Source organism: Pseudomonas psychrophila HA-4 (assembly GCF_000282975.1).
Taxonomy (GTDB): Bacteria; Pseudomonadota; Gammaproteobacteria; order Pseudomonadales; family Pseudomonadaceae; genus Aquipseudomonas; species Aquipseudomonas psychrophila_A.
The window spans coordinates 129833-145257 of the sequence record NZ_ALJC01000075.1 but is presented as its reverse complement, the minus strand read 5'-3'; the positions used below and the strand labels follow the sequence as shown (position 1 = coordinate 145257).

Genomic DNA, 15425 nt, shown 5'->3' with positions numbered 1-15425 from the left:
AGGCAGAGCTGATCAATGTTCGATTGCTCGCGAGCTTCTAAACGATCAAATGGCCACACGCAAGCTCGCTCTTATTTGGACACAAAACGTGTCCTTTTAAACCCGTTGGCATGAAGCCTGGTCACTACACTTTTTAATCATTGTGCAGTTCAGGACATCAATTAATGCCTGCGTCATTACATCACCACACACCATCACTGATAGCACTCGATCCGCGAGGCTTAACCGTTCGCAGTGTGGCTTATTACCGTCAATCCACGCACGACGTGCCTCAGGCGCGAATCAGCCGCCAGGTATTCGGTAGCCGTGGTGTACTCCAAGAACACTGGGACCCGCGCTTGAATGCATTGCGCGAAACCGATACAAGCGTGCGGCCCAATCAGCGCCTGCGCTATTCGCTCTCGGGGCAACTGCTGTTGAGTGATAACGTCGACCAAGGGCGTCGCCTGACGTGGCTGGGCGCTGCCGGGCAGGTGCTCAACAGTTGGGATGCACGAGGGGCTTGCCAAGCGTTTGAGTACGATCAGTTACTGCGTGTTACCCGGATCTATGAGCAAGCCAGCGATGATGTTAGCCGAGCGCTGGTTGAGCATTTGACATACGCGGCTTCCTCGCCGCATGACGCTGCGAGCAACGCTTGCGGTCGGTTAATCAACCATGATGACCCGGCGGGCACCCTGTTGTTCGGTGCCTACGACGTGCTTGGGCAATTAAAGAGTCAGACCCGGCGTTTCAGCGACGAGACAGCAAACAGTGCAGGGCACACCACCACATGGCGCTATCAGGCAACGGGGCAACTCAGCGAGCAGACCGATGCTCAGGGCAATATTCAGCATTGGCGCTACACATTAGACGGTTTATTGGCGAGTGCGGGTGTCACGCTGAAAGACCGGACTTTCCAGGCCGTGATCGAACAGCGGGTGTACAACGCCTCAGGCCAAGTGCAAAGCGAGCTCGCGGGTAATGGCGTGATCCGCGAGCTTGAGTACAGCCCATGGAATGATCGCCTACAACGTTTGCGCAGCCTTCGCTCAAACCGCCCCGACGAAGCCTTGCAAGACCTGACCTACACCTATGATCGGGTTGGCAATGTCGTGAGTATTCGTGATGCGGCGCAAGCTGTGCAGTGGCATGCCAACACGCAAACCGAGGCGCTAAGTACCTATCGCTATGACAGCCTCTCCCAACTGATCGAAGCGACGGGTCGTGAAAGCGCGCAGCCCTCAAGCGGACCGGGATTGCCGCAGCCGTTGTTGTTCGGCTCAACCCAGCCCCACCTGAGCCGTCAGTATCGCCAGCGCTACACCTACGATGCCGCTGGCAACTTGCTGTCTCTGCAACACGCGCCCGTCAACGCGACCGGGTATACCCGGCACATGACAGTGGGGCGCCAGAGCAATCACAGCCTGCAACAGATCGACGCGCCAGAACCCAGCCGAGGATTTGATCAAAACGGTAATCAGCAGGCGCTGGGGCCGGGTCAGGCAATGGTCTGGAACGTGCGCAATCAGTTGCAGCGTGTCACTCAAGTGGTGCGCTCGGACGGCGACAACGATGACGAAGTGTATTGCTATGACAGCAACGGGCAGCGCGCCTTAAAAGTCCGGCGCAGCAGCACGAAAAGTCAAACTCACCACAGCGAGGTGCGTTACCTACCGGGTCTGGAAATCCGCCGAAACACTGCCACCGGTGAGTGGCTTAATTGTGTGACGGTGGCCGGCGAACTGAGCAGCGTTCGAATCTTGCAGTGGATACAAGGGCGCCCCAGCACGATTGACGACGCACAGTTTCGTTACGGGCTTGCGGACCATCTGGGTAGCAGCACCTTGGAACTGGATGCTCGTGCGCGGGTGCTCAGCCAGGAAAGCTATTACCCCTATGGAGGTACCGCGTGGTGGGCGATGAAAAACGCCGTTGAAGCGGCCTACAAGACCGTGCGCTATTCGGGCAAGGAGCGCGATGCCAGCGGTCTGTATTACTACGGTTACCGTTATTACGCGCCCTGGCTATGCCGCTGGGTCAGCGCCGACCCGGCAGGAGATATAGACGGTTTGAATCTGTACGCCATGGCGCACGGCAACCCGGTCAGCCAAGCTGATAGCCAGGGGCTGGCAGCGCCCGGCACGGTGTCACGAGTGGGCTGGTTCGGTGCTTTGCGCAATAATCTTGGGCTGATAATCAACCGTGTTCGCCCTGTGTTTCAAGCGGCCAGTTCGGCAGGTATTCGCGATGCCTTGAGCACCTACACGAGTAATGCCATTGGAGCGGCGGTTGACTACGTTCTCTTTGAAGGACGCCAGCCTACTCGGACGATGAATAATGTATTGCGCAATACCGTGGCAGTCCTTGATGCAGCCGTAGCCCTGTACATGACCAGCGGTTTTGTGGGCAATTGGACCCGCTTGAGTCCGTTGCTTGGATTAGCCGCTATGTCGGCGGCGGATCAGGGTTTTGCCGGACGTGCAGGCAGTGAAGCTGGCGACAGTGAACAACAGTGGGACCCCGTGGCGCGGATGCGCCTGTTCGGGCATGTTCGAGCGTTCAGTCGCGAGATTGCACAACAGGTGGTTCGAGGTCTGGGAACCAGTATTTCATGGGGGCAAACGCCGTTGGGCAGCAGGCTTCCAGGAACACTGCTGGCGGCAGGAGCCTATGGCTTGGCAACCGTCCCGAACGCGATGTTTGGACCGGCAATACCGGGGACGCTGGCCCCTAACATTGGTCCACTGATTGAGGCCTATGATGCCGGGGCGGCGACGCTAATTCGCGCTGGGCACGCGGGCACGGTGCATGAGCCGCACGTTGACGCGATGCAACTCCCCAACCTGTCTAACGCAGTCCATGGCGGACTGAGCCGAATGTTCAATCAAGTGTGGGGGTACTGGGCCGGTGTCGGCATTGAGTCGCTCGCAACGCTCGCCACAGGTTCGCCCAGTACTGCGCAGAGTGCCCGGGCAAGGCTCTGGGTCGGCGTAGCTCGAGGTGTTGCATCGGCCTTGACCGAGCTGCGTGGCCTGGTGGTACTCAAGGTCAGAAGTGGCTTTATGAACCTGCGCCGGGCGTGGACGTCGCATACAACGTGAACGTCAAACTGCACCCTGCGTTGCCAGTGTTGGACAGGCAGGGTTGAGCTAGCGAGAGAGGCGTGGTGAGGGCTAACGCATTAATCAGGATAAAAACCCGCCATCCACATTCAGTGAAACGCCCGTGGTATAGCTTGAAGCATCGCAGGCCAGATACAGCACCGCACCGGCCATCTCACTGGGAGCCGCCACACGTTTGAGCGGAATCTGTTGCAGCGCGCCCTTGAGGATGCTGTCGTTCTTGACCAGAGCCGAGGCGAACTTGGTGTCGGTCAAACCAGGCAGCAAGGCGTTGCAGCGAATGCCAAAGGGGGCGCACTCCTTGGCGAATACTTTGGTCATGTTGATCACAGCCGCCTTGGTCATCGAATAAACACCCTGGAACACACCCGGCGATACGCCGTTGATCGAGGCTACGTTAATGATGCTGCCGCCGCCGTGTTCACGCATCAGCTTGCCGGCTTCGACCGACATGAAGAAGTAACCGCGAATATTCACATCAACGGTTTTCTGAAACGCACCAAGGTCGGTGTCGAGCACGTGGCAGAACTGGGGATTAGTCGCTGCGTTGTTAACCAGAATATCGAGGTGGCCAAACACTTCGCGAATACGGGCGAAGGTCTGAGTGATTTGCTCCATCTCGCCAATATGGCAAGCCATCGCGGTGGCTTTGCCACCCTCAGCGATGATCGCGTCAGCGACCGGCTGGCAGCCCTCCAACGTGCGGCTCGACACAATCACGTGGGCGCCTTGCTGGGCCAGTAGTTTGGCGATGGCTTCACCAATGCCGCGACTGGCACCGGAAACAAAGGCAATCTTGCCATCAAGGTCGAACAGTTGGGTCTTGGACATGCTGATTCCTCGTTTATCACGGGTTTAGAGGCTCGACTGGCGGATGACCTTGAGGCTCATCTGTTCTAGCAGCGCGTTCATGTGGACGAATGGTGCGAAACGCTTGTCCTGAGTTTGGCCGTGGTAGTAACGGTAGTAGATTTGCTGAACGATACCCGCCAGGCGAAACAGCCCGTAGGTGTAGTAGAAGTCGAAGTTATCGATCTCGATACCCGAGCGCTTGGCGTAGTAGTCAACACATTCGCGGCGCGTGAGCATACCGAGGGCATTGCTGGGTTGGCGGCGCATCAGTTGGATCGGTGCCGGGTCGTCCGCTTCGATCCAGTAGGCGAGGGTGTTGCCCAAATCCATCAATGGGTCACCGAGGGTGGTTAGTTCCCAGTCCAGAACGCCGATGATGTGCATCGGGTTGCGCGGATCAAGAATCACGTTATCGAAGCGCCAGTCGTTGTGAACAATGGCTGGCGTCGGGTGGTCGCTAGGCATTTTGGCATTGAGCCACTGTTTGACCTCTTCCCAGTGCGGCGCGTCCGGGGTGAGGGCTTTTTCATAACGCTGGCTCCAGCCCGAAATCTGGCGTTGCACATAACCTTCAGGCTTGCCCAAATCACTCAGCCCACAAGCGTTGTAGTCCACTTGATGCAACTCCACCAACGTGTCAATAAAGCTCATGCACAAGCTACGGGTATCATCGGCACTCAAGGCGAGTTCGGGCGGCAGCTCAGATCGCAGAATGATGCCCTTGAGCCGCTCCATTACATAAAACTCGGAGCCGATTAATTGGCTGCCGGTGCAATGTACGTAAGCCTTGGGGCAGTACGGGAAGGCATCCTTGAGCTGGTTAAGAATGTGAAACTCGCGGCCCATGTCGTGCGCCGATTTGGCTTTTTGACCGAACGGCGGGCGGCGCAAGACCAACTCAACGCCTGGGTATTCGATCAGGTACGTCAGGTTCGAGGCGCCACCGGGAAACTGGCTAATCGCGGGTGTCCCCGACAGCCCTGGAATATGAGCTTTGAGGTAGGGATCAATATGGCTGACGTCGAGTTCTTCACCAGTACGGATGCGGGTAGATGAGTCGGTAAGCGTCATATTTATCTCTTCTGCTTATTTTCGTGACCTGACAACATTCGCTAATCTAATGCGCAGACAAGGCAAGTGCAGCCTTAATAGGTGTGGGTGTTAGTGAATTATCAGTGGGCTTGATAGCCATTGAGCGAAGCACAAGGCAAAAAAAACCGAAGCGCGATGGCTTCGGTTTTTGGATATTGCGTGTGGCTTACGAAGGGAACAGTTCGCTCAGCTTCATGGCCAGCATCATGTCGCCTTCAGCGCGCAGTTTGCCGCCCATGAACGCTTGCATGCCATCGGTCTCGCCGCTAACGATGCCTTCCAGAGTTTCGCCGTCCATCACCAAAGTAACTTGTGCGTCCGGGTTTTCGCCTTCCAGCAGTTCGCAGGTACTGTCTTTAACAACGAGAGAGAAATTCTTGGTGTCATCAATGCGAAAACCGAATACCAGGTCCAGGCCGGCAGCAGCGGCTGGGTTGAATTTGGCTTTCATTGCTTGAACAGCATCAGCTACAGAAGTCATGGTTCGATCCTTTCAGGGTGGGTTACGGCGACCCGCAGGTCACGGTTGCCAACGCTTATCGGTAAGTGATCAGCGATGGCGTCTTCAACAGTTGTAAGTGCACGTGACTGTTAAAGGAAGCCAGGGTGACCTCGCGGCCACGAAACTTGAGTTGGCTAAGCGAGGTATTAACAATTTGCCAGGTCAGCTTGAAGGCCTCACTGGCAGGAATTTGGGTCAGTAGGTGGAGCAGGGCAGTGATGCTTCCGCCGGAGGTGAACACGGCAATGTTCTGTTGATGGCTGGCCAGGTCGAGAACACGGTTCAGGCCACCTTGCACGCGTTCGACAAAGCTCAGCCAGCTTTCTAGCTGCGGGGCGTCGTAAGTGCCGCTGATCCAGCGCGCAATGACCAGATCAAAAATTCGCTGAAATTCTTCAGGATTATTGGCCGCATTTTTCAGTGTGTTCAGGGCTTGCGGCTCTTGCGGCAAGAGACCCGGGAGCAGGGTTTCCAGTACTGCAAAGGCATCGAACTCATTGAAGGCCGGGTCTATTTCAAGCTCTGGCGCGGTTAGTCCGGCGGCAGTGAACTGGGCCAGTGCATGTTGGGCAGTGTCTTGTTGGCGCAGTAGATCACCCGATAGGCAGCGATCAAAGCGCAGGCCAAGGTCAACCAAATGTTGGCCGGTGATTTGCGCTTGGCGAACACCCAAAGCTGACAGTACGTCGTAGTCATCTGCACCAAAAGAGGCTTGTCCATGTCGTATCAAGTAAATGCTGCCCACGTCCGCATCCCGGTACGTTGAAAGTCAGGCGAGGTTAGGAGGATGCCGGGGACCTGTCAATAAAAAAACATACGCTTGTTTGAATTGCCCGTAAGCCTTGCGCCAAGGTGTTTCGCGACTGGCTGCTGGGCAATCACGTCGGTATGCTGGGCATCATTACGCGGCCCTGATCCGTGGGTTGCGAGCGTTTTAAGGAGAGGCTGTGGAATTTCTTGCCGATTACGCCAGTTTTCTGGCTAAGACTGTGACCTTAGTGGTTGCCATTCTGTTGGTGTTGGTAACCATTGCGGCATTGCGCGGCAAAGGGCGTCGTCGCTCTGCCGGGCAATTGCAGGTCAGCAAGATGAATGATTTTTACAAAGGCCTGCGTGACAAACTTGAACAGTCATTGCTGTCCAAGGATCAACTTAAGGCATTGCACAAGCAGCAGAGCAAAGCCGAGAAAAAACTGAAGAAGCAGCCTGAAGAAAAGCCTCGGGTCTTTGTGCTTGATTTTGAGGGCGATATTAAGGCGTCGGCCACTGAAAGCTTGCGCCACGAAATCACCGCGCTGCTGACCCTGGCCACCCCGGAGGATGAGGTGGTTCTGCGGCTGGAAAGTGGTGGTGGCATGGTACACAGCTATGGCTTGGCATCGTCGCAACTGGCGCGTATTCGTCAGGCCGGCATCCCGCTAACGATCTGCATCGATAAAGTGGCTGCCAGCGGCGGTTACATGATGGCGTGTATCGGGCAGAAGATTATCAGCTCACCCTTCGCCATTCTGGGTTCCATCGGGGTGGTGGCACAGTTGCCTAACGTCAACCGCCTACTTAAAAAACACGACATTGACTATGAAGTGCTAACCGCAGGTGAATACAAGCGTACCTTGACCGTGTTTGGTGAGAACACTGAAAAAGGCCGTGAAAAGTTCCAGCAGGATCTGGACATCACCCATCAATTGTTCAAGAACTTTGTGGCGCAATACCGACCGCAATTGGCGATTGATGATGTGGCCACCGGGGAAGTCTGGTTGGGGGTTGCGGCAGTCGAAAAACAATTAGTTGATGAGCTGAAAACCAGCGATGAATACCTGTCGGATCGTGCGAAAGACGCTCATCTTTATCATGTGCATTATGCGCAACGGAAAAGTCTACAAGAGCGTGTAGGTATTGCCGCAAGCGTGTCAGCGGAACACGTAGTTGATTCGGTATGGCGTCGTCTGACACAACGTAGTTTCTGGTAAGAAAGCTCTGCAAGGTAACTGTATGGCGCGTTATTAATAACGCGCCATACATGTTTATGGGCGACAACCAGCGCAATAAAGTAGTTTTTATGTGCGTTATTTATATAGTGTATACACCTGATTTTTAGTTCTAAATTTAAGTTAAGGATCGGTTAATTAGTCCAATAAGACGTCGCTCCGGGTATACGCTAGCGTTTCGATTAATAACGTAGACTTGCCTCATGGACGACCCTGTAAAGTTAGTTGTAACGAACCCGAATGCGTCAGCCGTAGAAGAAGCCTCCGTGCTGGCTAATACCGTATTAATCAATGCGCATGAGTTTCTGATTCCAACGCTATTGCCCGCTTGGTTCAAGGAGGCTCCGTCCTTTGTCCGCGAAGCGTTGCGTGAAAGCATAAAGCAGCACAACGTGACCCAGAAAGCCGTCGCGCAAGTACTGGGGCAAATAAAGCCGATGGAGCAGTTTTCTGAGCCTTTGTTGAAAGCTGCACTTGTTGCACAGGGGTGGGGCGATATAAACCCCCGCACTCATGGAATAAAAGAAATCCACCTATTAAGTAATGTGCTGGTTTTTCTCAGTCAGCAGCAGTTGGCACTGGCTGACACACTGGTTAAGTTACTGCTTCCCGATTTAATGGTGCCTCAAAGTCTGGAGGTTAATATTGTGTCTAGCATTACCCGCCAAAGCCTGTTGCAAGCGGCTATGCAAAACTTTGAAGCCCGTCACACCCTGGCGGATGGTTTTGATTCGGGTACTGTGATTTACAAAGCCCAAGCGGCTTCACCGAGCATTACCTCACGTTTGAAGCCCGAGAACTTTGCTGTGATTTGCCGCAATCTGGACTTGGGCACGCAGTATCAAATGCACCTAGGTCGGGTATTTGAGCCTCCTGATGATCCCTGGCCATCTGACGATCCTCGATCTACACGCCATAAGATAAACAGGCTGTTCAGTTTAAATAAGCACTACGCATTTTCATCGGCAATGCACCTCGCCTATATGAAAAATGAAATCAGTGTAACGCATTATATGTTTATGGTTGATCTGCTCTCTGACACAAGTACTTTGCCTTCGGGAGAACACCCTAGGCATAGCACACTAAAGATCATGGGGTGTGAAGTGCCAGGCATTGTGTTGATATGGCCGGAGAATAAACCTGTGACTGTTGCGCAACGGTGCTTTGTGTATTTACCGAAGTTTCCCGACCGGTCCTTTCATCTATTTCAATCGTTCGATGAGTTCAAAGCGCAGTTATGGGCCTGGCTCAGCGAGGGCACGTACACCCATTATTTTGCCAGCCTGATGCCAGTACGTCATCGCGCCGAATTTATACGCAGAACAGATATTAAAAACCTGACGTTGGATTCACTCTTGATACGACGCCCGCCCATTATCAATGAGCCGGCATTGTATTTAGAAACCCGTCACATTCCTCAGTCACAGAACCCTTTTGAGGTGGGTTGGCGCCTGCACCTTGAACAGATAAAGGATGATGCTCGGATGCTGATGGTGCCAACGGGAGATGAAGACACTAAAGCGCGTTTGACACGTTTGGCGTCGTATTTAAATGTTGGCGTCAGTGTGCTCGGTATTGCCTTGGGTTTTGTACCGGTGCTAGGCGAGTTGTTATTAGCTGTCAGTGTGATTCAGCTAGGGGCTGAAGTGTTCGATGGCATCGTGGCCTGGAGACGGGGTGATCGGGCCGAAGCGCTCGAATACGTATTTGATATTGCCCAAAACCTCGCGTTGGTTGCGAGTACCGCAGGGGCGGCCAAAGCGTTAAAGCCTTCTCCCTTTGTTGATGGGCTTAAGCCTGTTACTTCCGTGCGGGGGCATAAATGCTTGTGGATTCCCGACTTGAAGCCTTACGAGGTCAAACACATCTCACTCACGGGTCTCAAGCCAAATGACAAGGCCGTGTACTTACACCGAGGTAAGTCCTTTATCAAGCTAGAAGGCAAGACTTACAGCATCACCTCGGACCCGCTGACCGGAGCGGGCTATATTCAACATCCCTACGACCCACAAGCTTATACACCAACGTTGCAACACAATAATCGCGGCGCCTGGACCCATGAGCTGGATAACCCGAGGCTTTGGCGTCGCGAGCAATTGTTCCGGCGATTAGGGCCTGAAGCCGAGTCGTTTTCCCGCAGTACCATGGACGCTGTCTTGCAGGCCTCAAACACCTCCGACGACATGTTGCGGGCATTATTCATGGATAACTTGCCGCTCCCACCATTACTTGCAGACACCCTCTTTCGGGCGAGTATCAGTGAACGCGTCGAAGGGTTTATCCAGCAGATGGAGCAAGGCGTTAATCGATCCATTGGTAACGCTGACGTACAACTGGAACTTTTGACTGAACTGGCAGGATGGCCCGCGAACCAAGTGTTACGTGTTGTGAATGCAGAGGGGGGGGGTTGTTAAAGAGTATGGCAATGACCTCGCTCCACTCCATCCACGGATGCAAATAACTGCTACACAGATCAATAATGGCGACTTGCTCAAGGTCGTAATCGAACGAATGCCTCAGGACCAAAGAGTGGTATTGCTTGGAGATGATTTGCTCACGCTTGATCAACAGGTTCAAGGGTTGGCGAGCAAACTTGGAGATCACGCTAAATCGATAAAACCTTCATTGGTGACTCGGCTGTACAGCGCCAGCGAATCCATAGCGCCGGAGCACAACGCACTTCACAGTCAGTTTCCTGGGTTGCCCGTTTCTGTCATGAGTGAATTGATAAGTACGCTGACGCCCACCGGGTTATCCACCCTCAATACAACCAGTCGCCTCCCTTTGCATGTCTTGGAGGAGGCACGAAGCTATGTGCAGAACGTTCGGTTGAATCGCGCATTGGAAGGCCTTTTCTTTGAAGGCCTAAGTAATGTTGACTCACAAACCCTTGCCTGGAACACAGCGTCACGCCTGCCGGGTTGGCCAGAGAACTTAAAACTGGTGTTGCGTGATAAAGGCACAGGTATGGATTTAGACGTTTTGGGCAGTGCGTCTTCCACCAACCGACTCGAGATATTCAAAAATAACGATAAGTATGAGTTTTTTAGCAGCACTTCAGAGACTGTTTACAGCAGCCCTCAACTCTTAAAGTGCATCGCAAAAGCGCTTAGCCCGCAAGCACGTAGTGCATTGGGCTTGCCGGAGGTTGACGTGAGCCAAGCGCTTGCCAGTAAAGTCGCTGAATTGGCTGCCCGTGAGCGCACGAACAGTGGCATAAAGCTTGGTTTGCAGACGATCAAGCCCTGGTTGAAATCCCCCATGCGCTTGGCGGATGGCCGTATTGGTTACACCTTGGGCGGACGTTCGGGGCATATGCTGGATGAAAACAAATCACTGCTACTTAAAAACCTTGTGTTAGAGCTTTACCCCTTGATGACTGACGTTCAGGCGGGGCAGTTTTTGTACCATTTGCGGCTCAGTCCCGCCTTAGCAACCCAAGCACTGGTGTCCCTCAAGGCGCAATTGCAGACATTGCGCTCAGACTTGGCACAGTGGGAGGCCAACCCTGTTTGGAGTCGACCCCAAACAGGGCCGCAGGTGCTGTTGTCCGCCGCTGAAAAGCGCGCAATCAGCCAGCGACTGATACTCGCTTGGAGACGGCAAACCCCTAGTGTCAATGTCGGAGACCATACCGGCTACGTCCTGGATCTAAATAGCTGGCCTGTCGCTAACTTGCCTGTGCTCTCTGCTGATTTTAGTCACATCAGCGCGCTGCACTTGGCTGACTCACCTAGTGGTCATCTTCCTTTTCATTTTCTGCAGCGGTTCCCCAATTTACGTGTGCTATCGCTCGAAAATAATCATTTGCTCGAATTGCCAGCCTCATTAGCTTCCCTGTCCAACCTCACAGAGTTGAACCTGCAAGGAAATCAAGTGGTGCTAACGCCTGGTGCTGTAGATCTGTTGTCTGGTTTGACGACACTTAAATCGCTTAACCTCACGGGCAATCCTCTGGGGCGACGAATTTCAGTGCGCCAACTGACGAACCTGGAGCACTTGCGACTGCGGTACACCCAGATCAGTGAGTGGCCAGAAGGGGTTGAAACCCTTACCCACTTGCAAACCCTTGATTTACGCGATAACGAAATTACACATATTCCAACTGCCGTGTTGACGGCTGAAAGAGCAGCAATCAATCGAGTTACAAACCTGCACGACAACCCCTTAAATGCCGATTCAATTCGTCGTCTTGATAGGTACCGGCGTGAACAGGGCATCAATTTAGGTGTTCATAGGCAATATATTCACTCGAGTGCGGCCAGGGGCATATTGCATTGGGCCAGTCGACCGACTCCTGGACAAACGCGTATATGGAGTGATTTGTCGAATCTCAGAAAATCAAAATCGTTTTTTCGGGTGCTGGAGGACATGAGTGAGTCAGAGCAGTTTTTACGAACTCAGGGTGATTTGACCGACCGTGTTTGGACAATGCTCAATGGCATGTATGAGGACAGTGAATTGCGGCAACTGTCCTTCGATATAGCGGCTAACCCGAGAACCTGCCGAGATGGGAGTGCAATGACGTTTGCCAGTCTGGAATTGCAACAACAGGTGTACACGGCATTACGGAAACAGGACACAGAGAGTGAGCTATTGAAGTTGGCGCGCGGGCTCTTTCGGTTGGAGTTGCTCGATAAACACGTGACACAGGTCGTTAGCACTCGCCATGCCGCAATCATTGCGGACCAACGCAGGCATGTAGAGCAATTACAAGTGCTGATAGATGCAGTGCGTCCCGACTTTGCTCCTCGCCCCCTGATTGAACTGAGTGCCGAAGAACAGCAAGGGGTTGCTTATAGATTGGGTACACCCGAGGCATTAGCGTTAGCGCCATTACTGAGTCCGGCCGGAATGCGTAGCCGCATGGTCCGGCACGATCCGCTGGAGATTCAAATGTACTACCACATCCAGTTAGCCAATCGATTGGGCTTGCCGGCGCGTCCAACCAGTATGCGTTTTGAGCGAGTCGCCGACGTCACGCAGGCAGAGGTAGAAGTCGCACGTCAATTTGTCATTAATGAAGAAACAGCCCCGGCATTGAGCGCGTCAATCGAAATGAGGGATTTCTGGATCGATTTTTTGGAGAAAAAATATTCCGAACTGTTCAGGATCTCAGATGAACCCTACCAGATGCGTTTAGATGTTCTGTTTTCGGAGCGAGAAAGCGAATCCAGCGGTAACTACCTTGCACGCTTGGACGCGATTAAAGAGGAAAGAAATTTAGCCCGAAAGGCATTGGTTGCAAGGCTTACCGCCCAAGAACTGCAGGAGCACCCACTACCAGAGTCTCAAGCATAGAGCGGGTTGAAAGGTCCTGGATTAGAGGGTCCAGAACCTTTCTGCGGATCAACGGCGACGGAACAGGGGCATAGGCTCATCGGTTGAAGACTGATAAGTCACCGAAAAATCCTTCAGGCCTTCCAGTGCTTCATACGGGTCTTTGTCAGCGCGAATGGCAAATGCGTCGAACCCGCAGCGATGCAGGTAGAACAACTGATCGCGCAATACATCGCCAATCGCCCGTAATTCACCTTTAAAACCATAACGGTCACGTAGCAGACGGGCGTTGGAGTAGCTGCGCCCATCAGTGAAGGCTGGGAAGTTCAAGGCAATCACTTGGAAGTTCGCCACGTCTTCGCCAATTTCTTCAGCTTCTTCATCGCTGTCCAGCCACACACCCAGGCCGCCATCGCGGGCCTTGAGGGCGTGACCATGCTCGCGCCACAAAGCCAACGGAACGATCAGGTCGTCGCAGTTGGAAATACCATCGAAGCTCGCGTCCTTTGGCAGCAAGTGCCAGGTTTCGTCGATGACTTCGTTGTTCTTAATGATTCGCTGCATAGACGCGCTCCTTGAAAGGGTCGATGCCGATACGTTGATACGTGTCGATAAAACGCTCATCTTCATTGCGTTTTTCAACATACACGTCGATCAGCTTTTCAATCACATCCGGCATGTCTTCTTGCGCGAACGATGGGCCGAGGATCTTGCCAAGGCTGGCGTCACGGCTGGCGCTGCCGCCCAGTGAAACCTGGTAGAACTCAGCACCTTTCTTGTCTACACCCAAGATCCCTATGTGACCGACGTGGTGGTGACCACAAGCGTTCATGCAGCCGGAGATATTGAGGTCTAGTTCGCCGATGTCGAACAGATAGTCCAGGTCTTCAAAGCGACGCTGGATCGATTCGGCAATCGGGATCGACTTGGCGTTGGCCAGTGAACAGAAATCGCCGCCAGGGCAGCAGATCATGTCGGTCAGCAGGCCAATGTTCGGCGTGGCGAAACCTTGCTCGCGCAACTCGCCCCACATGGCGAACAGTTGGTTCTCTTCAACATCGGCCAGGATGATGTTTTGCTCGTGAGAGGTGCGCAACTGACCGAAGCTGTAACGGTCAGCCATATCGGCGATGCCGTCCCACTGTTTGTCGGTAACGTCGCCCGGCGCGACACCGGTTGGTTTCAGCGACAGGGTAACGGCCACATAGCCCGGTTTCTTGTGCGCCAAGGTGTTGCGGGAACGCCAGCGAGCGAAGCCTGGATGCTGCTTGTCGAGTTCAGCCAGTTCGGCGCCGAAGTCGGGGAGGGCTTTGTAGTCTGGATCCACAAAGTGCTTGGCAATACGCTGAACTTCAGCTTCGGTCAGGGTATTGGAGCCGCCGCGCAGGTGAACCATTTCAGATTCGACACGCTCAGCGAACACTTCAGGGGTCAGGGCTTTAACTAGGATCTTGATCCGAGCCTTGTACTTGTTGTCACGACGGCCATAGCGGTTATAAACCCGCAGGATGGCTTCGAGGTAACTCAACAAATCTGGCCACGGCAGGAACTCATTAATGAATGCGCCAACGACCGGGGTACGGCCCAGGCCGCCACCGACCAAAACGCGGAAGCCCAATTCCCCGGCTTCGTTGAACACCGGCTCTAGGCCAATGTCATGCACTTCGATGGCAGCACGGTCGGACGCCGAGCCATTGATCGCAATCTTGAACTTGCGTGGCAGGTAAGCGAATTCCGGGTGGAAAGTCGTCCATTGACGAACGATCTCGCACCATGGGCGCGAGTCAATCAACTCGTCAGCCGCAACACCTGCGAACTGGTCAGTGGTGACGTTACGCAGACAGTTACCGCTGGTCTGGATCGCGTGCATTTGTACGGTGGCCAGTTCTTCCAGGATGTCTGGAATATCTTCCAGTGCAGGCCAGTTGAACTGCACGTTCTGACGGGTACTGATGTGGGCATAGCCCTTGTCATAGTCGCGGGCAATCTTTGCCATCATTCGCGCTTGACGCGAAGTCAACTGGCCATACGGCACAGCGACCCGCAGCATTGGGGCAAAACGTTGAACATAAAGGCCATTTTGCAGGCGCAGGGGGCGGAACTCTTCTTCGCTCAGCTCCCCTGCCAGATAGCGTCGGGTCTGATCTCGGAACTGCTTTACGCGGTCCTCGATGATCCGCTGATCGTACTCGTCATATACGTACATATAGGTCCTGTTCTCAGGCTGCTAACAGCTTATCTGCGCGCACGGCCGCGCACTCCCCACGGAGCGGTGGCACGATACCAGTTTGTAGTTATGCGCAAAAGTGATGTTTAAGCATATGCAAAGAACCAAAACGACTATAAGAGGTTAATTCTCAATCACTTACTTGTTGAAAGGGCATTGAGGGTCTTAACTAAAAGGCAGTCATCTAAGTATTCACCCATAAAACCGAAAAAAGGCGATGCGATGAGTACTCCAGTCAAAGCGCGTAAAACCGCGAGCAAGGTCGATGCATGGGCCATCCTGTTTTTAATCATCCTAGTGGCGGCGGCCGCCATGTTTTGGAGCAGCCATTCGTAAGCGCGGCCGCTTCGCACCCGATCGCAGCCTTCGGCAGCGGCTAC

The 15425-nt window shown here is 53.7% G+C and carries 10 protein-coding genes; 4 read left to right on the top strand and 6 right to left on the bottom strand.

The features are described from left to right. The first annotated feature begins 164 nt into the window (after nucleotides 1–164). Entirely contained in the window at nucleotides 165–3083 is a 2919-nt protein-coding gene (locus B347_RS0109995) for an RHS repeat domain-containing protein (RefSeq protein ID WP_019409575.1), read from the top strand. An 84-nt stretch (nucleotides 3084–3167) separates the two neighbouring features. Here the strand turns inward: B347_RS0109995 and B347_RS0109990 are convergent, their stop codons facing one another. The 4 genes from B347_RS0109990 to B347_RS0109975 all read right to left on the bottom strand — a co-directional run bounded on the left by B347_RS0109990 (nucleotide 3168) and on the right by B347_RS0109975 (nucleotide 6295). Then, nucleotides 3168–3935, bottom strand: a complete 768-nt coding sequence (locus B347_RS0109990; protein WP_019409574.1) for an SDR family oxidoreductase — start codon at nucleotides 3933–3935, stop codon at nucleotides 3168–3170. Nucleotides 3936–3959: 24 nt separating this feature from the next. Then, on the bottom strand, nucleotides 3960–5027 hold the full coding sequence (locus B347_RS0109985; RefSeq protein WP_019409573.1) for a phosphotransferase family protein: 1068 nt from the start codon (nucleotides 5025–5027) through the stop codon (nucleotides 3960–3962). Nucleotides 5028–5214: 187 nt separating this feature from the next. Then, entirely contained in the window at nucleotides 5215–5529 is a 315-nt protein-coding gene (locus B347_RS0109980) for an SCP2 sterol-binding domain-containing protein (RefSeq protein WP_019409572.1), read from the bottom strand. 55 nt (nucleotides 5530–5584) lie between these two features. Continuing rightward, entirely contained in the window at nucleotides 5585–6295 is a 711-nt protein-coding gene (locus B347_RS0109975; protein WP_019409571.1) for a histidine phosphatase family protein, read from the bottom strand. Nucleotides 6296–6497: 202 nt separating this feature from the next. Here B347_RS0109975 and sohB point away from each other — a divergent pair, with 202 nt between their 5' ends. The 3 genes from sohB to B347_RS26910 all read left to right on the top strand — a co-directional run bounded on the left by sohB (nucleotide 6498) and on the right by B347_RS26910 (nucleotide 12839). Further along, complete coding sequence (sohB, locus tag B347_RS0109970; protein WP_019409570.1) at nucleotides 6498–7520, top strand: protease SohB; 1023 nt, start codon at nucleotides 6498–6500, stop codon at nucleotides 7518–7520. 221 nt (nucleotides 7521–7741) lie between these two features. Beyond that, a complete protein-coding gene (locus B347_RS26915; protein ID WP_019409569.1) occupies nucleotides 7742–9952 on the top strand; it encodes a dermonecrotic toxin domain-containing protein in 2211 nt (736 codons plus the stop codon). Nucleotides 9953–10067: 115 nt separating this feature from the next. After that, nucleotides 10068–12839, top strand: a complete 2772-nt coding sequence (locus tag B347_RS26910; protein WP_237719114.1) for an NEL-type E3 ubiquitin ligase domain-containing protein — start codon at nucleotides 10068–10070, stop codon at nucleotides 12837–12839. Nucleotides 12840–12887: 48 nt separating this feature from the next. On the opposite strand, the gene B347_RS0109960 is transcribed toward B347_RS26910, so the two are convergent. Together B347_RS0109960 and B347_RS0109955 are read right to left on the bottom strand one after the other, a co-directional pair. Next, entirely contained in the window at nucleotides 12888–13382 is a 495-nt protein-coding gene (locus B347_RS0109960; protein ID WP_019409567.1) for a DUF934 domain-containing protein, read from the bottom strand. Further along, the gene (locus B347_RS0109955) at nucleotides 13366–15024 is read right to left on the bottom strand and encodes a nitrite/sulfite reductase (RefSeq protein ID WP_019409566.1); all 1659 of its coding nucleotides are present in this window, start codon (nucleotides 15022–15024) and stop codon (nucleotides 13366–13368) included. The genes B347_RS0109960 and B347_RS0109955 overlap by 17 nt, the downstream gene beginning before the upstream one ends. Nucleotides 15025–15425 lie beyond the last annotated feature (401 nt).

What these genes read in the sequence shown, in the direction of transcription:
- B347_RS0109995 (WP_019409575.1), top strand. Translation starts at nt 165, where the DNA reads ATGCCTGCGTCATTACATCACCACACACCATCACTGATAGCACTCGAT.
- B347_RS0109990 (WP_019409574.1), bottom strand. Translation starts at nt 3,935, where the DNA reads ATGTCCAAGACCCAACTGTTCGACCTTGATGGCAAGATTGCCTTTGTT.
- B347_RS0109985 (WP_019409573.1), bottom strand. Translation starts at nt 5,027, where the DNA reads ATGACGCTTACCGACTCATCTACCCGCATCCGTACTGGTGAAGAACTC.
- B347_RS0109980 (WP_019409572.1), bottom strand. Translation starts at nt 5,529, where the DNA reads ATGACTTCTGTAGCTGATGCTGTTCAAGCAATGAAAGCCAAATTCAAC.
- B347_RS26915 (WP_019409569.1), top strand. Translation starts at nt 7,742, where the DNA reads ATGGACGACCCTGTAAAGTTAGTTGTAACGAACCCGAATGCGTCAGCC.
- B347_RS0109960 (WP_019409567.1), bottom strand. Translation starts at nt 13,382, where the DNA reads ATGCAGCGAATCATTAAGAACAACGAAGTCATCGACGAAACCTGGCAC.
- B347_RS0109955 (WP_019409566.1), bottom strand. Translation starts at nt 15,024, where the DNA reads ATGTACGTATATGACGAGTACGATCAGCGGATCATCGAGGACCGCGTA.